The sequence below is a fragment of the Nocardia sp. NPDC049149 genome, from assembly GCF_043197455.1.
Classification (GTDB): domain Bacteria; phylum Actinomycetota; class Actinomycetes; order Mycobacteriales; family Mycobacteriaceae; genus Nocardia.
In genome coordinates, this window is sequence record NZ_JBICTD010000006.1 from 665,880 (window position 1) to 689,427 (window position 23,548).

The 23,548-nt window shown below is 67.4% G+C and carries 17 protein-coding genes; 6 read left to right on the forward strand and 11 right to left on the reverse strand.

What is annotated here, in order from left to right:
- Position 1: 1 nt before the first annotated feature.
- The 5 genes from ACGFNJ_RS27240 to mftR form a co-directional block, all read right to left on the reverse strand.
- Complete coding sequence (locus ACGFNJ_RS27240; RefSeq protein WP_393453864.1) at positions 2-643, reverse strand: SpoIIE family protein phosphatase; 642 nt, start codon at positions 641-643, stop codon at positions 2-4.
- Positions 636-1,049 carry an ATP-binding protein gene (locus tag ACGFNJ_RS27245; protein ID WP_393454203.1) on the reverse strand — a complete coding sequence of 138 codons (414 nt, stop codon included), beginning with the start codon at positions 1,047-1,049 and terminating at the stop codon, positions 636-638. The genes ACGFNJ_RS27240 and ACGFNJ_RS27245 overlap by 8 nt, the downstream gene beginning before the upstream one ends.
- Positions 1,039-1,428, reverse strand: coding sequence for an STAS domain-containing protein (locus tag ACGFNJ_RS27250; RefSeq protein ID WP_069167808.1), 390 nt, complete (start codon positions 1,426-1,428; stop codon positions 1,039-1,041). The genes ACGFNJ_RS27245 and ACGFNJ_RS27250 overlap by 11 nt, the downstream gene beginning before the upstream one ends.
- Before the next feature lie 14 nt (positions 1,429-1,442).
- A complete protein-coding gene (locus ACGFNJ_RS27255; RefSeq protein WP_069167807.1) occupies positions 1,443-2,348 on the reverse strand; it encodes an STAS domain-containing protein in 906 nt (301 codons plus the stop codon).
- Positions 2,349-2,477: 129 nt separating this feature from the next.
- Positions 2,478-3,071: a mycofactocin system transcriptional regulator gene (gene mftR, locus ACGFNJ_RS27260; RefSeq protein ID WP_393453868.1), complete on the reverse strand. Its 594-nt coding sequence runs from the start codon at positions 3,069-3,071 to the stop codon at positions 2,478-2,480.
- 40 nt (positions 3,072-3,111) lie between these two features.
- On the opposite strand from mftR, the gene mftE reads away from it, so the two are divergent.
- Positions 3,112-3,864, forward strand: a complete 753-nt coding sequence (mftE, locus tag ACGFNJ_RS27265) for a mycofactocin biosynthesis peptidyl-dipeptidase MftE (RefSeq protein ID WP_393453871.1) — start codon at positions 3,112-3,114, stop codon at positions 3,862-3,864.
- On the forward strand, positions 3,861-5,177 hold the full coding sequence (gene mftD, locus ACGFNJ_RS27270) for a pre-mycofactocin synthase MftD (protein WP_393453874.1): 1,317 nt from the start codon (positions 3,861-3,863) through the stop codon (positions 5,175-5,177). Before mftE ends, mftD begins: the two co-directional genes overlap by 4 nt.
- Positions 5,178-5,281: 104 nt before the next feature.
- Here mftD and ACGFNJ_RS27275 read toward each other — a convergent pair whose 3' ends face one another.
- Positions 5,282-5,752 (reverse strand): MarR family winged helix-turn-helix transcriptional regulator, encoded by a 471-nt coding sequence (locus tag ACGFNJ_RS27275; RefSeq protein WP_069167804.1) that lies wholly within the window; start codon positions 5,750-5,752, stop codon positions 5,282-5,284.
- A gap of 294 nt (positions 5,753-6,046) precedes the next feature.
- Between ACGFNJ_RS27275 and ACGFNJ_RS27280 the strand changes: the two genes are divergently transcribed.
- The 3 genes from ACGFNJ_RS27280 (at position 6,047) to ACGFNJ_RS27290 (ending at position 9,713) form a co-directional block, all read left to right on the forward strand.
- Positions 6,047-7,723, forward strand: coding sequence for a fumarate hydratase (locus tag ACGFNJ_RS27280; RefSeq protein WP_393453878.1), 1,677 nt, complete (start codon positions 6,047-6,049; stop codon positions 7,721-7,723).
- A 500-nt stretch (positions 7,724-8,223) separates the two neighbouring features.
- Complete coding sequence (locus ACGFNJ_RS27285; RefSeq protein ID WP_393453881.1) at positions 8,224-8,691, forward strand: hypothetical protein; 468 nt, start codon at positions 8,224-8,226, stop codon at positions 8,689-8,691.
- A gap of 494 nt (positions 8,692-9,185) precedes the next feature.
- On the forward strand, positions 9,186-9,713 hold the full coding sequence (locus ACGFNJ_RS27290) for a M15 family metallopeptidase (protein ID WP_393453884.1): 528 nt from the start codon (positions 9,186-9,188) through the stop codon (positions 9,711-9,713).
- A 1,166-nt stretch (positions 9,714-10,879) separates the two neighbouring features.
- Here the strand turns inward: ACGFNJ_RS27290 and ACGFNJ_RS27295 are convergent.
- The 4 genes from ACGFNJ_RS27295 to ACGFNJ_RS27310 all read right to left on the reverse strand — a co-directional run bounded on the left by ACGFNJ_RS27295 (position 10,880) and on the right by ACGFNJ_RS27310 (position 20,238).
- A complete protein-coding gene (locus ACGFNJ_RS27295; protein WP_393453887.1) occupies positions 10,880-15,064 on the reverse strand; it encodes a TIGR02680 family protein in 4,185 nt (1,394 codons plus the stop codon).
- Positions 15,065-15,068: 4 nt separating this feature from the next.
- Positions 15,069-16,487 carry a TIGR02678 family protein gene (locus ACGFNJ_RS27300; RefSeq protein ID WP_393454206.1) on the reverse strand — a complete coding sequence of 473 codons (1,419 nt, stop codon included), beginning with the start codon at positions 16,485-16,487 and terminating at the stop codon, positions 15,069-15,071.
- Positions 16,487-18,391, reverse strand: coding sequence for a TIGR02677 family protein (locus tag ACGFNJ_RS27305; RefSeq protein WP_393454209.1), 1,905 nt, complete (start codon positions 18,389-18,391; stop codon positions 16,487-16,489). Before ACGFNJ_RS27305 ends, ACGFNJ_RS27300 begins: the two co-directional genes overlap by 1 nt.
- 707 nt (positions 18,392-19,098) lie before the next feature.
- Positions 19,099-20,238: an XRE family transcriptional regulator gene (locus ACGFNJ_RS27310; protein ID WP_393453890.1), complete on the reverse strand. Its 1,140-nt coding sequence runs from the start codon at positions 20,236-20,238 to the stop codon at positions 19,099-19,101.
- A gap of 408 nt (positions 20,239-20,646) precedes the next feature.
- Between ACGFNJ_RS27310 and ACGFNJ_RS27315 the strand changes: the two genes are divergently transcribed.
- Positions 20,647-20,952, forward strand: a complete 306-nt coding sequence (locus tag ACGFNJ_RS27315) for a hypothetical protein (RefSeq protein WP_393453893.1) — start codon at positions 20,647-20,649, stop codon at positions 20,950-20,952.
- 1,683 nt (positions 20,953-22,635) lie between these two features.
- Here ACGFNJ_RS27315 and ACGFNJ_RS27320 read toward each other — a convergent pair.
- On the reverse strand, positions 22,636-23,520 hold the full coding sequence (locus ACGFNJ_RS27320; protein WP_393453896.1) for a PAC2 family protein: 885 nt from the start codon (positions 23,518-23,520) through the stop codon (positions 22,636-22,638).
- Positions 23,521-23,548: the final 28 nt, after the last annotated feature.

The following is a 23,548-nucleotide window of genomic DNA, read 5'->3' on the forward strand; positions in this document are numbered from 1 at the left end:
ATCATGTCACTGGGCCGTTGTGCTGTGCGGGGCCGCGGTGGCGGGCGGCCAGCACCAACGCATCGTCGGTGTCTTTGGCGTGCTTGGCCAAAATGTCGGCGGTGATCTCCGCGGTGGACTTCGACAAGTCGATCCCGTCGGTGGAGTCGCTGACGATGCCGTCGGTGGACATCAGGAGCAGGTCACCCGGTCGCACGTGAATGGTCTGCGATTGCAGGTTCTGCGGTAGCCGATAGCCGACGATGCCCGCGGTCAGCAGTACGGTCGCCCGGACGGTCAAACCGACGGGACCCATGGCGAGCACCTGGGATTCGACATTGCCGACGCCGAGCCAGCGCACCGTGTCGCTGGGATCGAACAGTGCGAGCGAGACCGCGGCGCCGCGCGTGTCGGCCATGGCCCGATGACAGAGCACCATCAGGACATCCAGCGGTTCGGCGCGGTTCTCCGCGAGCACCTGCGCGGCCCGATCGGCGGCGTCGGCGGCGGCCGCACCGTGCCCCAGCCCGTCCAGCACCGCGAAAAGCACTGTGCCGCCACCGGTGTCGAGCACGACACCGCGATCACCGGAGACCCGCTGTCCAGGGAGGGCGCGACCGGCCACCGCCCATTCGATTCGGCCGATGAACCCGTCTTCATGCACCGTTGGGTACCCACTTCCACATCTCCACCAACGTGCCGCGGCCAGGTGCCGAATCTATGACGAGTCGGTCCATCAACCTGCGGGCGCCGGGGAGACCGAGACCTAGTCCGCGCCCGGTCGAGTAACCGTCCTCCAGCGCGCGGGGAATGTCGAGGATGCCGGGCCCTTCGTCCTGGGCCTGAACCACCAGCGCTTGACGACCCTCCCGATCGTCGACGAGCAACCGGACTTCGCCGGTGCCTGCGTAACTGGTGATGTTGCGGGCGATTTCGGAGATCGCCGTGGAGATCATGGTGCGGTCCGTCAGAGAGAATCCGAGCTTCGCCGCCAGTTCGCGTCCGGCTTGACGTGCGATCACGATGTCGCCCGACACTCTGACCGCGATCACCACGTTCTCAGCGGCCACTGTCACGACCGTCTCGCTGGCGTCGAGTGCTGGTCTTCCGGTTCAGCCAGGCCAGGCCCTCCTCCAAGTCGAGGGCCGTGTGCATGTCTTCGAACGTGAGCCCGAGTTGCACCATGGCGAACGCGACTTCAGGTTGCAGCCCGACGATGACCGTTTCGGCGCCGCGCAGCTGGGTCATGTGCGCGATGGTGCGCAAGGATCTGGCGGCGAAGGAGTCCATGATGTCGATCGCGGTGACATCGACGATGATGCCGTGTGCCCGATACTTGCTGACCTGTTTCATCAGGTCGTCCTGCAGGCGTTCGGTATCGGCATCGGTCAATGCGGATTGCACCGACGCGATGAGATAGGTGCCTTGTTTGAGAATCGGTACCGGCATGTGCCCGCCCTGATCTAGCGACCGTCGCGTTCGGCGACCCGTTCGGTGACTCGGGAAACCTCGTAACCCAGTAGACGTTCCGCTTCCTCGATGCCGCCTTGGAGGTCACCGACCGCGTTCATCTTCGACAGATCCAAGCCGATGGTCACCAGGGTGAGCGCGATCTCCGAGGACAGGCCGGTGATGATCACGTTCGCGCCCATCAGGCCGGAGGCGTCGACGGTCTGCACCAGGTGGTTGGCCACCGTGGAGTCGATCTCGGGCACACCGGTGATGTCGATGACGACGACCTTGGCGCGGTTGGCCCGGATCGCGCTCAGCAACTGCTCGGTGAGCTGGCGGGCGCGCTGGCTGTCCAGCACGCCGATGATGGGCAGAATCAGCAGCTGTTCACGCACCTGCAGAACGGGCGTCGACAGCTCGCGGATCGCCTCCTGCTGCTGGCGGATGACGCGTTCGCGCTCCTGGACGAAGGAGACGCCCACCGTGTTGGCGATGCGGTTCGCGGCGGGTTCGTAGGCGTCGAGCACCGCGTTGAGCAGCTGGAAGTCGGACTGGTATTTCTCGAACAGCGAGCGGGCCAGCACGTCACGCAGCAGCAGCACGATGCCGAGGATTTCGTCGGTCTCGACGCCTCTCGGGATGATGCGTTCGGACAGATCGCGGGCGTAGGCCTGCAGCGCCTCGACGCTACCGGTCTCGAGCACCTCGACGTAGTTGTCGTACACGGACGTCGCCTCGGAGAAGATCTCCTCCGGGGTCATCGCGGTCAGCAGCTGAGCGTCGGTGATGCGCCGGGCCCACACCTCACGCAGCGCGGTGCGGTTCTGGCGCAGGTGCTCGACCAACTGCGGAAGCAGATTGTCGACCGGTCCTACGCCCAGTGAATCCGCCGAAAGGCTCATGGACACCTCGGACATGGAAACTCCTGCCCCTTTCGACGGTTTGAGTCGGGATCATCAACGTGCGGTCGGCTGCGAGGCCGACACCGAGCCTAGTCATACCCCAACGAGGTTGCTGACGAAACCTGCCGGTTGTTCAACTGCGAATCAGGGGAACTGGCTGAAACCCCGTTCGAGTCCGTGCAATGCCTCCTCGAGATAGACGGTCAGATCCGCGTCGGCCCTGGTCAGCCAGGCGTCGAAGGCGGCGCGGGCGGCGGCGAGGGTGGTGCGGCCGACCGCGAGCGGGATCAGCGCGTTGTCCGGTTCGCCGAGCCTGCGCGCGGCGAAGCTGCTGACCGCGCGTTCCCAGGCGTCGTAGTGCGCGCCCGCGGTGGCGGCCAGCGCCGGGATGGTGGCGACCAACTGCATGCGGGTGCGTAGCTCGGGCACGTCTTCGGCCCGATACCGGTTGGCGTTCACGACGACTCGACGCACGGCGGTCATCATCGGAACATCGTCTGGCACGGTGGCGAACGCTGCTCGCAGAGCGGCGACTTCGTCATCGAACTGGTACCAGAGCACTTCGGCCTTGGTGGGGAAGTAGCGGAAGAAGGTGCGGCCGCTGATGCCTGCCGCCGCGGCGATCTGTTCGACGGTGGTGTCCTCGAAGCCTTGCTCGGTGAACAGCCGCATCGCGATCAGTTCGAGTTCGCGTTTGGTGGTGCCGCGCGGGCGACCGCGGGTGGTCCTTGCTGTCACGGCTATTGATTATGTCAGTGACTGACGATAATCTCCGGACATGCTCGAAAGTGTCGCAGGCCACATCGACGCTGCGGCAGTGCCGATCCACACCGTGGCGGATCTGACCTGGCCGGAAGCGGGCGAACGGGCGGCCGCAGGCACGATTCTCGCCGTCCCGATCGGCGCGACCGAGCAGCACGGGCCGCACCTGCCGCTGTCCACCGACACCGATGTCGCCGCCGAACTGTGCGCGCGACTAGCCGCGCGGCGATCCGATGTGCTTGTCGCACCGGCGATTCCGTACGGCGCGAGCGGCGAGCACGCGGGCTTTCCCGGCACGCTGTCGATCGGACAGGCCGCGCTGGAGTTGCTGATCGTCGAGCTGTGCCGTTCGGCCACCGACACTTTCGACCGGATCCTGCTCGTCAACTGGCACGGCGGCAACCTAGAGCCGCTGCGGCGCGCGGAGACGCTGCTGCACAGCGAGTCTCGCGACGTGCGCGTGTATGTGCCGCGCTACCAGGGCGATCTGCACGCGGGTCGCGCGGAGACCGCGGTGCAACTGGCACTCGCGCCGGACAAGGTCCGTGTCGAGCGCGCCGAGGCGGGCGATGTCCGCCCGCTGCCGGAACTACTGCCGCTTCTTCGCGCCAGCGGCGTGCGCGCGATCAGCGCTAACGGCGTGCTCGGCGACCCAGCGGGCGCAAACGCCGCCGAGGGCGCCGCGCTGCTCGACCGCCTGACCACCGACCTACTCGACCGAACCCGGCTGTGGTGGCCGGCAGCCTCCCCGGAAAGGACCGGAACATGAACCCCTGGTTCGAAACCGTCGCCGAAGCGCAGCGCCGCGCGAAGAAGCGACTGCCGAAGTCGGTGTACGGCGCGCTGATCGCCGGATCCGAGCGCGGCCAGACCATCGAGGACAATCAGCTCGCGTTCACCGAACTCGGTTTCGCGCCGCACGTCGCCGGTCCGATCGGGGCTCGGGACCAGTCGACAACCGTGCTCGGCCAACCGCTTTCGATGCCGGTGCTGATCTCGCCGACCGGCGTGCAGGCGGTGCATCCCGACGGTGAGGTCGCGGTGGCTCGTGCGGCCGCCGCGCGCGGGATCGCGATGGGGCTCAGCTCGTTCGCCAGCAAGCCGATCGAAGAGGTGATCGCGGCCAATCCGTCGACCTTCTTCCAGATGTATTGGTGCGGCAGCAAAGACGAGATCCTGCAGCGGATGGCGCGGGCGAAGGCGGCGGGCGCGGTGGGGCTGATCCTCACCCTCGACTGGTCGTTCTCGCACGGGCGGGACTGGGGGAGCCCGGTCATTCCGGAGCGGCTCGATCTGCGCACCATGCTGAAGTTCGCGCCGCAGACGTTAGCCAGGCCGCGCTGGTTGTCCGCGTACGTGAAGTCCGGGCACATCCCCGACCTCACCGCGCCGAACATGGCGATCGGCGACGGTCCTGCGCCCGGATTCTTCGGCGCCTACGGCGAGTGGATGGGCACGCCGCCGCCGGACTGGGCCGATGTGCGCTGGGTCTGCGAGCAGTGGGGCGGGCCGGTCATGCTCAAGGGCGTGATCCGGGTCGACGACGCGTTGCGCGCGGTGGACGCGGGCGTCGCGGCGATCTCGGTGTCCAATCACGGCGGCAACAATCTCGACGGCACCCCCGCCGCCATCCGGGCGTTGCCCGCGGTGGCCGACGCGGTGGGTTCGCAGATCGAGGTGGTGCTCGACGGCGGCATCCGGCGCGGCAGCGATGTCGTGAAGGCGGTCGCGCTCGGCGCGCGTGCGGTGCTGATCGGGCGGGCGTACCTGTGGGGTCTGGCCGCCAACGGTCAAGCGGGCGTCGAGAACGTGCTCGACATCCTGCGTGGCGGAATAGATTCGGCGCTGCTCGGCTTGCGCAAGACCAGCGTCGCCGACCTCGATCGCGGAGATCTGGTGGTGCCGGAGGGGTTCGAGCGCGCGCTCGGGGTGCCGAAGCGCAATGGATCTGCCGGTGCTGGAACGAGTTCGACGGATATCGCGGAAGCCACCGACGAATCAGCCAGTGCGGCAGCGGAATCGTCAGACCTGCGCGCCGAACCCGCAGCGGTACAACACGAGTCCGCGAGCGCCTCGGCCTGAGCGGCCTGGCCGCTCCCGCGCGGCACGGATCTGTATGGGGGAATTGACGTCCGCCGCAACGGAATCGGTCGAATACCGGGCGGTTGACAGGTCGGGATCGGGCCCTAGTTCTCGCTTGCCGAGCTTCGGTGATGCGCAAGCAGCGTGTCGTAGATGTCGGCGAGCGCGGCCAGCTGTTGCCGGTCGAGGATGTCGATCATGTGCCTGCGCACACTGAGCACGTGCGCGGGTGCGGCGCTGCCGAGTACCTCGGCGCCGCGCGGGGTGAGCCGGGCCGCCGTGCGCCGCGCATCGTCGGGGATCGGTTCACGGACCACTAACCCGCGCTTCTCCATTCGGGTGATCTGATGGGAGAGCCTGCTCTGCGACCACTCGAGTTTCGCGGCTAGTTCGGCGAAGGTGGTGCGGTGCTCCGGAGTCTTGCTCAGGAAGGCCAACACCGAGTACTCGACATACGTGAGGTTCGACTCCCGCGTCGAGTCTCGACCGACCGCCGCGGCGATGAGGTCGCGGGTGCGCACGAAGCCCACCCAGGCGCGCATTTCGACGTCATCGAGCCAACGGGGATCGGTCACGATAGCGCTCCAAACTCTGGCGTGTCATACATTGTCGCGCGTCGTTGTGCGTTGCGCGGCAAGTTGTGCAGCGCTCCAACGGTTGGACGTCCGAGCGCATTTTTGTGTGAGACGAGAGGTAGCACTGTCAGGGTTGAACGTGCAACCTTTTGTGCCAACTAGTGCGACCTTTTGTATCAACCTCTCGAGGAAGGCTTGCCTAACCACGAGCCGACCTGGTCCGGTGGATAGGCTCGCTGTGCTTGTGACCAGCCACGGCTCCCGCAGCCCGGCCCGCCCGAAGGAGTGCGTCTCGTGACCGCGCCGGACTTCCGCTATTCCGACCTGCTGCCGATCGGCGCCGACGACACGTCGTACCGCCTGCTCACCACCGAGGGCGTCAGCACCTTCGAGGTCAATGGCCGGACCTTCCTCCAGGTGGAGCCAGAAGCGCTGCGGCTGTTGACCGCCGAGGCGATGCACGACATCAGCCACTACCTGCGGCCCGCGCATCTGTCGCAGCTGCGCAAGATCATCGATGACCCCGAGGCCAGCGGCAACGATCGCTTCGTCGCGCTCGACCTGCTCAAGAACGTGAACATCTCCGCGGGCGGCATCCTGCCGATGTGCCAGGACACCGGCACCGCGATCGTCATGGGCAAGAAGTCCGAGGGCGTGCTGACCGGCGTCGACGACGCCGAGTGGATCAGCCGCGGCGTCTACGACGCCTACACGAAGCTGAACCTGCGCTACTCCCAGCTCGCCCCGATCACCATGTGGGACGAGAAGAACACCGGAACCAACCTGCCCGCGCAGATCGAGTTGTACTCCACGCCAGGCGATCCCGCGCACCCGTCGTACAAGTTCCTGTTCATGGCCAAGGGCGGCGGTTCGGCGAACAAGTCGTTCCTGTACCAGGAAACCAAGGCCGTGCTGAACCCGACGCGGATGCTGGAGTTCCTCGACGAGAAGATCCGCTCGCTCGGCACCGCGGCCTGCCCGCCCTACCACCTCGCGGTCGTTATCGGCGGCACCAGCGCCGAATTCGCCTTGAAGACAGCCAAATACGCCTCGGCCCACTACCTGGACAACCTGCCCACCGAGGGATCGCTCGCGGCACACGCGTTCCGGGACCTGGAGCTGGAGGAGGAGGTCTTCAAGCTGACCCAGTCCTTCGGCATCGGCGCGCAGTTCGGCGGCAAGTACTTCTGCCACGACGTGCGGGTGGTGCGGCTGCCGCGGCACGGCGCCAGCTGCCCGGTGGCGCTCGCGGTGTCCTGCTCGGCCGACCGGCAGGCCCTGGCCAAGATCACGCCGGAGGGTGTGTTCCTCGAGCAGCTCGAGCGCGAACCAGCGCACTACCTGCCCGAGCAGACCGACTCGATCCTCGGCGGCGACGTGGTGCACATCGACCTCAACCGGCCGATGTCGGAGATCCGCGCCGAGCTGTCGAAATATCCGGTGAAGACCCGGCTTTCGTTGAGCGGTCCGCTGGTGGTCGCGCGCGATATCGCGCACGCCAAGATCAAGGAACGGCTCGACGCCGGCGAGCCGATGCCGGAGTATCTGCGCGAGATGGCCGTCTACTACGCAGGCCCGGCCAAGACCCCCGAGGGCTATGCGTCCGGCTCGTTCGGTCCAACCACCGCGGGCCGGATGGACTCCTACGTCGACCAATTCCAGGCCGCGGGCGGGTCCTTCGTCATGCTGGCCAAGGGCAACCGCTCGGCCCAGGTCACCAAGGCCTGCCACCAGCACGGCGGCTTCTACCTGGGGTCCATCGGCGGTCCCGCCGCCCGCCTCGCCCTGGACTGCATCAAGTCGGTCGAGGTGCTCGAATATCCCGAGCTCGGCATGGAAGCGGTCTGGAAAATCGAGGTCGAGGACTTCCCCGCCTTCATCGTCGTCGACGACAAGGGCAACGATTTCTTCGCCGAAACCCAGAAGCCGATCGCGTTGCGGGTCCGCACGCGTAGTGCCGAACGCGTCTGACATCGAATCTGCGCGGCGATAACGTTCGAATGGACCTTGCGGGTTCCTGAGAGCGGCGGCTGTGTGCGCTCGCGCGGGAACGCGGACACGGGCCATCTGCCAAGAATGGGTGCCGATGAATGCGACGGTGCCCGACGCATTCATCGAACTGCTCCAGGAATGCCGTCGCGCCGAAGCACATACCCGGGCGACCCTCGCCGGACAATTGACCGGGATGCGCACACCACGGCGGAGCCTTGCTGCATGTGCTGGCTGCCCGGGGCAGTGCGTACGTCTGCGAATTGCCGGAACCGGCTCGATAACAAGGTCTTCCGCAGGTCTAGCGCACCGGCGTACCCCCTGAACTGGGCGTTCGACCTTTATAGAGGCTTATGGGCGGACACGGCGATGTCACCCCGATCGCCGGGGTGTCGTCGGTGTTTTGCGATGCACTCTTAGCGATGTACGTCGTTGATTCCAAGTGCCGTTGATCGCAGATGCCATTGAGGTCGAGGAGGGCAATGAGTACGTCCAGGGCAGTCACGACAACACTGCGTCTTTCCCAATCCGCCAGCCGGAGATTGGCCGCACGCGCCGCACGCGAAGGTACCACTTCTGCCGCATTGCTCGATCGCCTCATTCGGGAGGGTGTCGATCAACTCGATCATCCAGGCATTGTTTTTCGCGGGCCGATGACCGACCGGCGTGCCGCGCTCGTCGCGGGCCCCGATGTCTGGGAAATCGTTGCGCGGCTACAGGAATTGGACGGGCCGGTCGATCGACGGATCGAGCAGCTGAGTGCGCGGTGTAGCCTGCACGCCGGCAAGATCAAGATCGCCATCGCGTACGCCCGCGACCACGGCAACGAGATCATCGAGCGGATCGGACGCAATCGTCAAGCCGCGGAGGCGATTCGCCGCGCGGCGGCGGAGCGTGCGCCTGGTGTTGAGCGGGACCACCTCACGCTGGTCGCGCCACTGCGCGAGTGATACGGCCGAATTGTCCGGTGCTGGAGTCGAATTGTCCGTTCCAGTAGCTGTTCACATGATGGGGAGCGAATGTGTACACCGCTCCCGCGGGGTGTGGAAACAGCTCCTACCTGTGCATAACCTGCTCGGCCCGCGGGCGGCGGTCATCGGCGGCAGCCGGGTGCCGTCCGCGGGACGATCGGAGCTGTGGGCGGCGAGCAGGAGGAAACGGTACGGTCGTGAAACTCGGGAAACCACGGCAATTTTCGCGAATCGGACTGGTAGCAGCTGCCCACACATTGTGATCCACAGCACTGGGATAGATTGTGGACAGTGAAAGTTTCAGATAGATGAAACTGCTGCCGCGCAATGGATTCGGGTACGTCTGTGCCATAAGTGACGGCTATTACTACTGGTCGATGCCCATACCTGTTCGCGCGTCTCGGGTGTGAGTGCCGACTGCTTGATGTGACAGGTTCCCGCAGACATCACGGTCGGCCGCTACCATCGCCGACATGGTGTTGAGGACTGGTGTGCGGAAACGAGTGCTGATCGGCCTACCGGTGGCGGTCATGCCCGCGCTCGTCGTGACGGGGCTGCTCGCGCCGCAGGCGGCGGCGCGGACAAGCCCCATTGCTCAACGAGAAGCGCTGGGGTCGGCCGCGGGAACCGAAGGGCTCGAACCAGGTTTGGCGGTGGCATACAGCCTGGCCGAGAACGAAGCGCACGCACAGGGCGTGCCGCTCTCGATCACCTCCGGCTATCGCACACCCGCCGAACAGCAGCAACTCTGGGACAACGGCCTCACCACCTACGGCGGCCCCGACGCCGCCCGACGCTGGGTACTGCCGCCCGACGAATCGACCCACGTCTCGGGCCAAGCCGTCGACGTCGGCCCACTCCAAGGCGCGCAATGGCTCGAAGCCAACGGAACCCGCTGGGGACTCTGCCGCATGTACGAGAACGAATGGTGGCACTTCGAGCGTGCGACCGCGCCGGGCGGCGTCTGCCCCCCGATGCGCCCAGACGCCAGCCACCGGTAATCCGTCGGCGGCGAGACCGGCCGACCTCCGCAGTCAGTAACGCGTCGTCTCGTTCCAGCCGGGCCATCTGGCTGTTGTCCATTTCGACAGCTTTCAAGATCAAAGACTCTGAGCCGCACACCTTCTGCCTTCCCGCACACGAAATCGCATGCCAAATCGTGTGCGGGGAGACAGCAGGTGTGCGGGTGTGTGGGTTTCACGATCAATACGCCGGATCCTCGTCCTCACCCACCGTGTGCTCCGTGATCCGCACCCCTTCTCGGCAACCGCACTCGTTCTGTGGATCCGCACTGGTTCTGGGCTGCTAGAAGGGGTGCGGATTCGCAGAAGGTGTGCGGATATCGGCGCTAGGCGGAGCTGGCCGTGGTTGCCGGTCTCGGAGGTGTCCGCGATCCCGGTATGGGGGATCCGGTGGGCGGTTCAATGCTGAGGGGGCACTGGTGGCGGGGGCTTCTCGCGCGATGCCGCCACCAGCGCCTCGTGATCAATCGACCAGCTCCGGGGTCTTCGGAATGTGTCAGTGGACCGCTGGTTCGGCCATTGTGTGCTGGCCCACTCCGGCGTACCTCGGCCACGGGCCGCGCTGATCGAGCCTGACCGGCGACTCCTCGGCTCAACGGTTCCGCTGCGCCCGAGTAAACCGTTTCCGCACCCCCTCTGTGGACCCGCACCGGTTCTAGGCCCCGAACGAGTGTGGATCGACGGATCCGTTGTGGCCCGGCGGATCTGGTGTGGATCGGCGGATCTGGTGTGGATCGGCGGATCTGGTGTGGATCGGCGGATCTGGTGTGGATCGGCGGATCTGGTGTGGTCCGGCGGATCTGGTGTGGTCCGGCGGATCTGGTGTGGTCCGGCGGATCTGGTGTGGTCCGGCGGATCTGGTGTGGTCCGGCGGATCCGGTGTGGCCCCGCAGATCCGGTGGGGCGGTTCAGTGCCGAGGGGCACAGGTGGCGGGGCTTCTCGCGCGATGCCGCCACCAGTGCCCCTGTAATCAATTGACCAACTCCGGGGGACGCCCTCTGCGCGCGAATGCACCGTTATACGCACCCCCTCTGCGGATCCGCACCGGTTCTGGGGCCCCGAACGAGTGCGGATCGGCAGAAGGGGTGCGGATCTACAGAACCGTTGCGGATTCGTAGGCCTGCTGCGGGGCGAGGGGCCGGGATCAGCCGACCGGGGTGAGTTCGATACCGCCTTCGATGGTGGTTGGGACGCGGCGGCGGTTGGGGGAGCCGAGTGCTGCGGTCAGGTCGGTGCCGTCGTGTTCGGCGAGCAGGTCGCCGCTGTCCCACACCAGCAGGGTTGCGCTCACGGTGTTTTCGGCGGCGGCGTGCGCGAGATCGTAGTGCGCACAACCTGGCACGTGCGCGTAAGTGATCCACAGGTCGTAGCCGGTCATGAACAGGTCGAGGTCGAATTGCACGCTGAGGCCGAGCAGTTCGCTGCGGCCGTTGTCGTCGACGCCCGCGAAAGCCTCGTCCAGGGCGAGCAGGCGCGGTGCCTGCGGGTCCGCCGAATCCAGCATCACGTGCGCGGCCGCGAAGAGCGGCAGGTGCAGCGACACCGACTGCTCGCCGCCGGAGAGCGCGCTGTGCCTGGCGACGGTGAGCTTGTCTTCGCTGCCGTCGGCGGAGATGAGGGTGAACGAGAACACCCGCCAGGTGCGGTAATCCAGGGTGGCCGCGAGGATCTCGGGGTAGGAGCGTTCCGGGTGCGCGGCCCGCGCCGCCCTGATCTCGGCCGCGAAATGCGCACGGATGGTGGCGAGTTCGTCCGCGCCGAGTGCCGACGCGTCCCGGTCGAGCAGCTTGCACATCGCGCGGGCCGCATCGGAGAGCGTGTCTGCGAGCACCCAGTGCACGCCGATGGTGTTGCCGGAGGACATCCGCCGCTGCTTCATCTCCGCGCCCATCCTGGCGATGAGATCGCGGGCGTCGCTGGTGCGTTCGTAGATCTGCTGGGCGAGCCCGGTCAGCAGCGCGTCCTCCAGGATGCGGCGCTCCGCGTCGGTGAGCAGGAGTTCCTGATCCTTGCGCGCACCGTCGATGCGGGTGGCGAAGTCGGCGAGGGCCGACATGCCGTCGTCGTCCTGCACCTGCACCACGGTCAGCCCGTCGGCGGCGTCCCACTGCAGGCGGTAGTCGCGGCCGGAGCCGGCGAGCGCGGCATCGAACTCCTGCAGCGCCGCCGTCACCGCGCTGCGGGTCGACTTGCGGGTCGCTTCACTGGCGCGCACCGACGTCGTTGCGGTGCTGAGGCTTTCGAAGAGTTCGGCGACCTCCTCGGGCAGCACCTGCGGTGCCACCTCCGGACCCGCGCTCGCGATCCGGTACAGCAGTTGTTCTGGCGTCGACCAGGCGGCGTCGCTGCTCGGCCAACGGCCGTCGGCGGGCGCGCCGAGCAGCCGGAGCAGGTCCGGGCGGGCGTACGGGGCAAGGGCTTTCACGTCGGCGAGCACCTCGGTGAGTGCGGTGCCCAAGGATTCGTGCGCGGTGCGGTAGGCGGCCTCCGCATCGCCGATGGCCTCGATCGCCTCGTTGGCGGCCTTGCGTGCCGCCTTCTGCTCGGCCTTGGTCGCCTCGATCTTCGTGCGGGCCCGCTCGAGTTCCTGATCGATGTCGGCAGCGCCCGCTCCCAGTGCCTCGCGCAGGGTTTCGAGCTTGCGCAGCTGCTCCTGGTAGCCGGTGGCGGCGGCCTCGGCTTCCTCGGCGAACGCCTCGGCCAGATCCTTGGCCTCGGCGTGCCGGTCCTCGCCCTCCCGTTCCCGTTCGCGTTCCCGCTCGTGCTCGGTGCGCAGGCGGAGCAGGCCGGTGCCGGTGTTCTCGAAATGCCGGATGGCGGCGGCCAATGCGTCGAGCTCGCGGGGGTCGCGTGGGGTCCGGTGCTTCGTCGCGGCGGCCCTGAGCTTCTTCTCGACGGCGGTGACCTCGCCGACGGCCTGGTCGAGGTCGCGCTCGGCCTGGGCGGCGGCCTCGGAGCGCGACCGCATCATGCCCGCCGTCTCCGAGACGGTGCGCAATGCCGAGGTGACCGCGGTGGTCCGCGGCAATGCCTTGGCGGCGGCCGAGATTCGGGCCAGTTCCGCGGTGGCTTCGGCCTCTTGGTCCTGTGCACCCCGCTGTGCTTCCGCGGCCGCGTCGAGGGCGGCGGCGAGCTCGGTGAGCCGGAGTTCGCGGCGGCGGGCCCGCGCGGTGGCGCCGATGAACTCGGCGTCGGCCTTCTGGTGCTTGCCCACCTGGATGCCCTGCCGAAAGCCGCCCGCGGTGCCGACCGCGATCCCGGCGGGCAGCTCGCCCTTGCCCTCGTGCAGGGCGATGGACGCGAGCACGTCGGCGACGGCCTGTTTCGGCACCGTGAGCGCGTCCGAATCCTCCTCGACGACAAGGACATCGGCGAGGGTTTTGCCCTTCGGGCGCTCCTTGGCGGGGAGCGGGACGAGGAACTGGTCGGAGTCGTACTTCGATGGCAGCTCGGCGCAGATCCAGCCGTCGAGCAGATCGGCGGCCTGCAAAGCCGCCTCGATGCCCGCCGCCGCCTGCGGTGTCACGTTCTCGGCGAAGCGGACCAGCCGCCACAGCGGCGCGCCGGGCCGCTCGGCTGCCGTCCTGGCGCGTGCGGCGAAAGCCGGTGGTGCGTCGTCACTCTGGGCGGCCACGCGGTCGCGTTCGGCGCTCAGTTCGGCGATCTGCGCCGTTGCCGTCGCCGCCCGGCCTCGGGCCTCCTGGCGCTCGTTGCGGATATCGTCCAGCAGCGGCTCGGTGCGCTCGGCGAGCACCTCCGCGATCGTCGCCTCCTCCGAACCCGCCTGGGCGAGTGCCGTATCCAGCGCCTCGAACAGGCCGTCCCGGATGGGGGAGTAGACGTCGCGGTGCTCGTCCCACCAACCGCGCAGTGCGCCAGCGGCTTCGGTGCGGGCCAGCACGACGGCGGCCTCCGCGTGTGCCACCTCGGCGGCGGCCGCCTCGCTCAGTTCGCGGGCGCGTTCGGCGAGCCGTTCGGCCCTGGTGCGTTCGGCGGCCGCGGTCTCCATGAGCCCGAGTGCCTTGCGGACCGCACGCACGTCGGCGTCGCGTTCCTCGGCGTGACTGCGCACCGCGGTGGTGAGCTGCTCGGCGCGCGCCGCCTCGGCCAGTGGCGTCCACGAGATCCCGGCTTCTTCAGCGGCGGAACGTAATTCGTCCTCGCCACGAGACAGGGCGGCTGCGGCAGTGCGGACCGCGGTACGTGCCCGCTCGGCTTCCTGAGCCCGTTGATCGAGGGTCTGGCGGGCCTTGAGTGACTTGTCGCCGTGCACGCCCGCCGACGTCTCCAGCCTGCGGACCGCGTCAGCGAGGTCGTCGAGTTGCTGTTTGCCCTCGTATGCGCTGGAGCGCTGCAGGTTCTCCCGGTCGCCGAGTGCCTGCTCGTAGGCGCGGTCGGCGTCCTCGGCGCGGGCCTCGGCGGTGGCGCGCTCGGCCTCGCGGCGCTCGCGCAGGGCGGTCGCGGCGAACAGCGCGGTGCTCGCATGGGTGACCGCGTCGAGTCGGGTCCGCAACTGGTCGACGTCCGTTTTCGCCTGCACCGCAAGGTATTTGCGGTAGACGTCGACGAAGGTCCTGGTGGCGCTGTCCGCGTGCACCAGGCCCTCCAGGGTGCGGCCGACCTCCTCCATATCGCTGAACGAGCGGGCCGCATCCAGAATCAGCTGTTCGTCGAGCGGGCGCAAACCGTCGGTGAGCGCCTGGGAAAGTCCGCGCGGGTCCAGGTTTTTCGCCAGCTGCGGGCGGCGCAGCGTGAGGATCAGGTTGATCAGCTGGTCGTAGCGTTGCGTGCCGAGCCCGAACATCCTGGCGTCGATGGCATTCCGGTATTCCACCGGCCGGTCCATGATGGCGTCGGTGCCGATCTGCTCGGCCAACTGCTTGCGGGTGAACGGCCGGTCGTCCGGGCCGATCAGCGAGAAGTCGACGCCGACCCGGCCGTCGGCGACGAAGTACCAGCGGGTCACCTTGTCCGAGGAACGGGTGGCGCGCATGCCGATGCCGACGGTGACCGCCTCCGGGTCGTCCCACCGGCCGCGCGCGAACTCCATCCAGACATAGGAGTAGGCCGATTCCTGCTTGCGGTACAACAGGTTCGACTTCATGGTGCGCTCTTCGCCGGCGAACGGATTGAGCCTGCGCGGCTCGATCCGCCCGTCCAGCACGAACGGGAACAGCACCTCGAGCGCCTTGGTCTTGCCCGACCCGTTGGGGCCGCGCAGCACCAATCGGCCGTCGCCGAAGCAGAACTCCTGGTCGCGGTAGTCCCACAGGTTGACAATTCCGGCGCGGGTCGGGATGAACCGCACTCCGCCGTGAATGAGCGACATCGTCTCAGTTCCCTTCCGTGCCGGTGCGGTCGGACCCATAGGTGTCGGCCGCGGTGACGAACAGTTCCTCGGTGCGCTTCGTCCGTACCGTGACGACAGCGCCGCGATACCGCGCAAGGGCGGGCAGCACAAGCAGACCGTCCTCGATCGCATGGACGAGGCGCAGGCGTTCCAGCAGCGCAACCACTTCGGTGGTCAGGCCAGGCACGTCGGCTTGCCATTGCGCGGCGAAGGTGGCGCCGTACCGGTCGGCGAGCGCCTGCACGGTCTCGCGCACCCAGGTTGTTTCGATGAGCGGGTAGGTGACCTCGAGCGGTTCTTCCTCGTCCGCATCCGGGTCGGCCGGCGAATCCTCCGATGTCAGTGCGTCATCGAGCAGGCGGAGGTCCGCGAGCGGGGCGAAGACCGTCGATTCCGGGATCGCGCTGTCCAGGTGCGCCGCGAGCGCCCCGCCCGAATCGGCAACGCTCGGACGCTGTTCCAGCGGATTGTCGAGGTCGAGCACACGGTCGGCGATCTCGCCCGCCAGCAGCAGTCCGACCTGCGCCAGGGTGCCGGTGCTCGGAAACCTGATGTCGGACAGGCGCCCCGATATGTCGATCAGGGCGACCCCCTCGGCGCGACGCTCGGCGCGCAGGCCGGTGAACAGTTCGACGTCGGCGATGATCCGGTCCTGGCCGAGCAGCGGCCGTTCCGAGGGGGCGAGATCCTCGAGATAGACCACAGGCCGTTCGACCAGGTTCCGCCGCACCCGGCGGGCCAGCTCGGCGGCAGTCGAGGTGGGAGTCGTTGCGGCCGAACCTTCTTCGGCGAGCAGTCCGCGCACGCTGTGCAGGTGCTGCAACGCTCGCGGCGGCCGGAACAGCGCGAACACCACCGGGCGGTCGATGTCGTAGAGCGCCTCGCCCGCCTCGGGATCGCTGGCCCAGCCGCCTGCGTCGCCGTCGGCGAGGGTGAGCGCGCCACGATGGGTCAACCAGCCGACCGCGTCGACGAACGCGTCCCTGTCCGCCGCGCGATCGGTGGACAGCTCCAGTCCCTCCACCCTGCCCGCGTACGCGGCGACCTGATCGGCCAACTCCGACAGGGTGGTCTGGTCGCCCGCACGGCCGAGCGCGGCCAGAGACAATGCGAGATAGGCGTAGCGCCGCCGGTCGAAGAGGCGATCGGCGGGCGTTCGGGCAGGCTTTCCCGCATCCAGCCGATCGATGATCGGGAACACCCTTGCGGTGGTCTCGGTGACCTCCAGCCGGTAGCCGAACAGCTCGGCGAGGTCCTCGCGTAACTCGGTGGCCCAGCGGCGAATCAGCGGCAGCGCGATCCGATCCGGATAGGTCCTGGTGACAAGGTGATTCGCGAGGACAACCCGCGCCGCGCGCTGGTAGTTGTCCAGCGCGAGCGAATCAATCTTGCGCCCGTGCATCATTCGCGCTCCTCGCTCTCGGCGAAGGCCGCTCCCTGCGGCACGCTCTCCAGCCCAGCGGCAGCATCGGTCTCAGATGCTTGCGCTGTTCGCAACGCCGCATCTGTCTTGGGCCCCTTCGCGGTTCGGCGGTTGGCGTTCGTGCGAGAGGCCGTGTCAGCTCCGGACTCCCGAGTTGTTCGAGTGGGGCCTGAGTGTGGAGCGTCCTTCGGTCCGGATCCTTTTGCTGCCCGAGGCGCGTCTGCGCGAGACGGTGTTCCACGCGGTCGAGTCCTGGTCGTCTCGCGCACCTCGAGCCTGCGGTTGTTCAGATGTAGCAGCCCGTGGGCGGTGCGGACGACCGTCGAACCGTCGTGTTCGGAGACCGTGAGCGTGACGCCGCTGTCGGAGCCGGTGGTTCCGGCGACCCTGCCGCTCACCGGAACCCAGGCGGTGGATGCTGCGTCGAGCAGGCGCAACAGCACCTCGGTCTCTCGATCGTCGAGCACGCGCTCGTGCACGTCGGCGGCGGCCAGCGACTTGGCGGCGTCGGCGCGGGCGCGTTGCGCGTCGAGTTGGGCCTCGCGCAGTCGTCGAATTCCCGCGTCGTTGCGATGGATTCGGGCGGGCGCACCGGCCGATGGCGGCCTGCCGGTCTCGGCCAGCGTGCGGGAGATCTCCAAAGGTGGTGCCTCCCACCATGATCGCAGCGCCGGGATGACGTCCGCGTCCGGGTGCTCCATCGCCAGGTGCCGCGGTCTGCCGAGGCCGAACACCACGTCGAACAGTGCGTGCGCGCTGTCCGCGGACGGCGCGGCGGTGAACCAGCCCGCCAGATGCCGCAGCGCCGACTCTCTGCTCACCCCGCCGCGCCGGGTCTCGGTGACCCGCCGCAGCAGCGAAAGCACCGCGGCGATCGCGCTCATGGTGGCCTCGCGCAACCGCTCCGCCTCGGTGGTTCCGGCATGCTCGCCGGTGCCGGTCGCGACGAACCAGGTGCGCAGCCCGTCCCAGCGGGCATGCCAATCCGCCTGGCGCTCAGCGAAACTCAGCAGCACTCGCTCGTCGCAGCCCGCGGCGCGCTCGATCAGGTCCTGGACGCCGGTCTCCTCGATCTCGGCGATCGCGCCCGCCAGCCGCGGGGTGAACCGGGCCAGGTCGAGGCTGAACTCGCGCATGTGCGCGAGCAGCGCATCTTTGTGTGCCAGAAACGATTCGGGGGTGATCTCGGTGGTCCGCACCAGATCGCCGAGCGAGAGATAGAAGTGTGCCGCCCGCGCCGCCATGTCGGTCAAAGCCGCGTCGAGGCGGCGCAGCGTGCGGTAGACGCGTTCGGCGTCGCCGTCGCGATTGGCCGCGGCCAGGGTGTGCAGATCGGCGAGCAGCTCCGGCAGCACCAGCCGCGACAGCGAGGCCTCGTCGAGCCTGGCGTTGAGCACGCCAGCCACCGCGCGGTAGGCCTGGAACCCGGCCTGCGAGAACTGGTAGACGAAGTGCCGGTTGCGGTATTCGGCCAGGGTGGCGGCGCGGGTGCCGTCGTAACTGCGCTCCAGGACGCCCCATTGGTGGAGCTGATCCAGTAGCGGTCCGATCTCGGCGGCAGTAAGGCGCGGCGCGTTCGGACGGGCGCCGCGTTCGGTCGACCAGGCGGCCGCGCTGGCGGGACCCGCATCCTGCTGCGATTTTTCGGACGAGAAAGTGTCCGAGTTGTCCTCAATCGGTTGCTGGCTCTCGACGTCAGGAGCCGGTGCGGACACCTCGACCAGGTCTGGCGTCCGCAGGTTGTGTCCGTTGCGTTCGATCCACTCCGCCACATCGTCGGCGTGCAGCAGCACCACGTACGCCGCCCGCGCGCTGTCGAAGGCGCGCAGCACCCACAGGTAGTCGGCGCGGCGTTCGGCGGTGGCGAAGGAGAACAGCCGCAGCCGGTCGTCCCACAGGACGGCGTCGGCGCTCGCGGGGTCGTCGGCGGAGTCGGTCACCGGGAACAGGGTAGTAGCGGGCCGGTCGCCGACAACGCGAACGGGGCTGTTCGGCGTGCCCGTGTCCTGTTTGCCGGATGTTCGCCGTTGAAACGGGCTGTGCCGCCGTTGAAAACGGGCCGTGTCAGATGCGCTGCAGCCGAGGGAGTCCGGCGTGTTTGGGTGGGCACAAGGGGGTGGCAGCCGAAGACGCGGCGGGTGGACGAAGTACACGGGGATGGCGGCCGAGGAGGGAGCGGGCGAGTGAGCGCAGGGGGGATGGTGGCCGAGGAGGCAGTGTTTGGGTGAGCGCAGGGGGATGGTGGCCGAGGAAGCAGTGTTTGGGTGAACACGAAGGGGATCGCGGCCGAGGACGCGGCGGGGATGAACTATAAGGGGATGGTGGCCGAAGAGGCGGCGGCGCAGGGGGATGGCGGCCGAGGAGGCAGCGGGCGAGTGAGCGCAAGGGATCGCTCGAGGATTCGGCGAGATGTGGGCGAGGGCAGGGGATGGCGGTCGAGGATTCGGCGAGACATGGTTGAGGCAGGGGAAGGCAGCCGAGAAGTCGGCGAGACGTGAATGGGAGCAGGCAAGTAGTCAGCCGTGGAGTCGGCGGGGTGGGTGGGGATGGCGTGACAGCCGCCGAAGGTGTTGGCAGGGGTGGGTACTGGTCACTCGCTCGAGAGTGCGCGCAGCTGATCGAAATACACGCGCGTGCGCGGATCTCCGGGGTAGCGGGCGATGATTTCGCGCGCGGCCTCGCCCGCGATCCACATCAACGAGGGCAGCGAACGGCGCTTACCCGCGAACGCGCGCAGTCCTTCGTCGACCGCGAGTTCCAGATCGCGATTGCGGACCGCGACCACCGCGAGGGTCAGGTGCGCCTCCGACACGCGCATCGGGTTGCGCACCGTGCCGTCTGCGCGTGTCGAGTTGCGGATGACCTCGTTCGCGTAGGTCTCGGCGAGCCGATCCTCGCCCGCGACCCGGCAGCAGTCCATCGCGTAGAAGTCGAATTTCTGTGGGTCGACGACGAAGTGGTTGTCCAGGTTGATCGGATGGTCGAGTCGCTCCAAAATTGCTCGACCCTCGCCGAGTGCCGCCTCGACCTCATGGCGGTCGCCGAGCCTGGCCCATGCTTTGGCTCGTTGCGCCGCGAGTTGGACGCCGACCCCGAGGTGCTGGCTTGCTTCCAGCGCCTGGTCGACCGCGTCGATCGCGCCGCGGTTGTTGCCCTGGGTCAGTGCGAACCAAGCGGCCATTTCCGCACTCCAGCCGGTGATTTCGGCGTTCTCGGCTTCCTGGCCCAGCGAATAGGCCGCGCGCCGGGTTGCCTCCGCGGCGGTGCGGCGGCCGAGATCGTAGTCAACGCAACCAACTAGCAACGCAACCCAGCCTGCGAGCACGAGGATGTCGCGATGCTGTGCCAGAGTAAGGCGGCCGTCCAGTAGCGAGGTGATTCGCCGCAACCAACCAGTTCCCTCGGCGTGCAGCTCGTGCGGATCCGCATAGGAGTACTCGCAACACAGCCGTTCCGCGGTGATGCGGATGGCGTCGAGGGTGGCGGGGGAGACGTCCGACATGCGGAGTCTGCCGATGAATTCGAGCGTGTCCATGCCGGTTGCCGAGAGCACTTCGTCGTCCCGATTCGGCCTGGCTTTGGGGAAGAACGCCGCCGTGACGGTGTCGAAGGCGGCGGCGATGATAGGGGCGTAGAAATCATCCGGCCGCGACTCGCCCGATTCCCAGCGGCGCCAGTTACGCAGCAGTGTACTGTCTGTCGGCAGGTTGTGGGATGACTTGGCGCGCATCACGCGGACGGCGTCTGCTTGTGACCACCCCCGCGCATCGCGTTCGGAGCGCATCCTGACAGCCCAGACGGGTCGATCGTCTCCAGCGGCCACGTCGTTAGTATCGCACCAGTTAACGCCCGGTGGCCGAGATAGGGCATATGGATGTCAGTGGGTTGACATCTGCATTCGCAGTTTGGCGTTGTGCATGCTGGACATGGGAGCGGAAAGTTTGCCGGACCCATCGAGCTTCAGCCAGATGCAATTGCATCTGTTCTTGCAAGGTTGCGTGCCCCACAATGAGATGATCCTGAGGAGAACGACTCGCTAGAGCCAGATGCAATTGCATCTGTCCTTGCAAGGCGCATTGCCCCACAATGGGGTGATCCACAGAAGAGAACAGCGGTACCCAATCCAACGGAGGTTCGGGTGGAAGCGTTGATCTATGGATACTTGCGTGACGATTTGGCCGATGGCCATAGCGAAGAGCTAGAGGATGCGATGAGCACCCTCGCCCGCGAAGAGGGGCTCTGCTTCGCCGCAACGTTCCATGAATCGACTTCCGGTGACGGCACGGCATTCGTCGAGCTGACCCAGGAGCTCAAGCGAGCGGACGCGCACCACGTGGTGGTTCCGTCGCTCGATCACCTTGCCGGCCAGACCATCCCGCGCGACATCCTGCTCGCGAAGCTGGCGCGCGAGGCCGCGGCACAGGTCTGGACCATCGAGAGCTGACTCTTCGACACTGATCGTTCGAAGACTGCGCGCAACGACGGCAGGTGCACGCGCGCCGGGCATCACCCGGCCTCGGATCCGACCGCCGCCGCGCACCCGCCAGCCCCTCGTCGCGGCCACACCGGCCAGCAGCGAGGCGAGCGCCACCGCAACATGGTGGTGCCCGACCGGCGGAAACCCCTGCGAGCGCAGGAGATAACCGAACAACGCGCCGCAGGCGACCACCGCCGCGGCAACCACGACAGATCCTCGCGCCGCCCGACCGGCAGGAGCAGCCTGGTAATCACCCAGGCGCTCCCGATCGGGCGAGCCGAAACAGCGAGGTACACAAGCGAACAGGGCAGGCGCCCACGAGCAGCCGTTGCCGGCGTGTCATCGCCGCGGCAACGGCGTCCCGTCGGAGCGCCGAAATTGCCGGGCACGCAAGCCAACTGGTCGGCATTGCCGGCGCTCCCTGCCGGTGTGTTCGCTGCGGCAGTGCCATCGAGGCAGGTCTTCAGTACCACTGGACCAGCAGGAGCGGTCGGGGTCATCGCCCAGGCGCGCACGGTTCAGATGGGCGAAGTGGCGAGGTGCACAAGCAACAGGCTGGCGCTCGCGTGCGGTCGTTGCCGGCGTGTCATCGCCGCGGCAACGGTGTGCCGTCGGAGCGCCGAAATTGCCGGGCACGCAAGCCGGCTGGTCGGCATAGACGCGTACTCGATGCGAGCCCGCATCCGCTGTGGCGACATTCGTCGTAGCAAGCCGTCGGCTGCCGGATGGCAGGCAGACCGTCGAACCTGTCGGATCAGTAAGGGCCGCTGGACCGGCACGAGCTGCCGGGCATCGCCCAGGCGCCGCTGTTCGGGCAGGCGGGGACCGCGAGGCGCACAAACATGGCCGCGTGTACGAGCAGTCGTTGTCAGGTTTCGTCGCGACGACGGCATCCAGCTGGAGCGCCGAAATGGCCGGGCACGTGAGCCAACTGGCCGGTACGGCTGACAGTAGGCGTGAGTCCGTCTGCGCTGCGGCAAGAGTGGTCACACCGTACCGAAAGCCTAGGTGCGCAAGCCAACTGGTCGGGTCTGATCGACGTTCGCTGCCGCCGTCGCCGCGGCGGCCTTCTCGTGACGAACCGTGCACTCGCAGTCGGCCCATACCTTGTTGCACAGCAATGTGTTTGCCAGCCAAGACGGTCTAGCGAGCAGCAATGACTCCGCTACCAAGCCGACTGCTCGGGGTGGCGATCAACTCGACCTCACACAGCGCCCACCGCAACCATTCGGCACTCGACGCCCTTCTGGAGTTGGTCGATTGATCACGAGGCACTGGTGGCGGCATCGCCCGAGAAGCCCCCGCCACCATTGCCCCCTCAGCGCGAAACCATCCCGTTCGATCCCACATACCGGGATCGCGGGCACTGGTGGGACGGGTGACCAGGGCCGACTCCGGTCCAGCGGCGAAATCCGCACTCGTCCTGTGGATTCGCACTGCTTCTAGCGGCCTGGAGCGAGTGGGGATCCATCGAACGAGTGCGGATACGAGTCCTTGATCATGGAACCTCGAACTCACCCGGCTTTGCCTTGCCGCACACGATTTCGTCGACGATCCCGACTCCTCGCCGACAGAACTCAACAACCATTTGAGCCCCGTCGATCGATCACCACCCCCTCGGAACCGGATGGGACTGCGGGGCAACGGGGTTCAGAGTCCGAAGCTGCCTGGCCCGCGCCTGCGCAGGTACTTTTCGAACTCTGCGGCGATCGCGTCGCCGTCGATCTTGGCCATGGCTTCGTTGACGTCGACCGCGGCGTCGCCGCGTTCTTCCAACGAGCGCACGTACTCGCTGACTTCGTCGTCGCCTGCGGTCATTTCGTTGACCGCGGTCTCCCAGTCCTCGGCTTGCTTGGGTAGTTCGCCGAGGGGGACCTCGATGTCGAGCACGTCCTCGACTCGGTGCAGGAGCGCGATGGTGGCTTTCGGGTTCGGTGGTTGGGACACGTAATGCGGCACGGCGGCCCAGAACGACACTGCGGGCACGCCCGCTTTCACGCACTGGTCCTGTAGTACACCGGTGATGCCGGTCGGTCCTTCGTATCGGGTCTGTTCGAGGTTGAAGCGTTCGGCCGCTTCCTTGCTATACGCGGAGCCGGTGACCGGAACGGGACGGGTGTGCGGCGTATCGGCGAGCAGCGCGCCGAGGATAACCACGGTCTGCACCCCGAGTTGTTCGATGAACTCCAGCAGATCCTCGCAGAAGCTGCGCCAGCGCATGTTGGGTTCGATGCCGCGCAGCAGCACGATGTCGCGCTCACTTCCCGGCGGCGAGCACACCGAGAGCATGGTGGATGGCCACTGGATTTCCCTGGTCACGCCGTCAACCTGCCGGACCGTCGGCCGGTTGACCTGATAGTCGTAGTAGTCCTCGGAGTCGAGTTCGGCTAGCGGCTCGGCGTCCCAGATCAATTCCAGATGCTCTACGGCGCCACTTGCGGCGTCGCCTGCGTCGTTCCAGCCCTCGAAGGCCGCGACCAGCACCGGTTCCCGCAATGTCGGCAGTTCCGGATCGGGAGTTTCACTGGGGTTCACTCGGTCAGCCTAATGTGTGAGACGAACT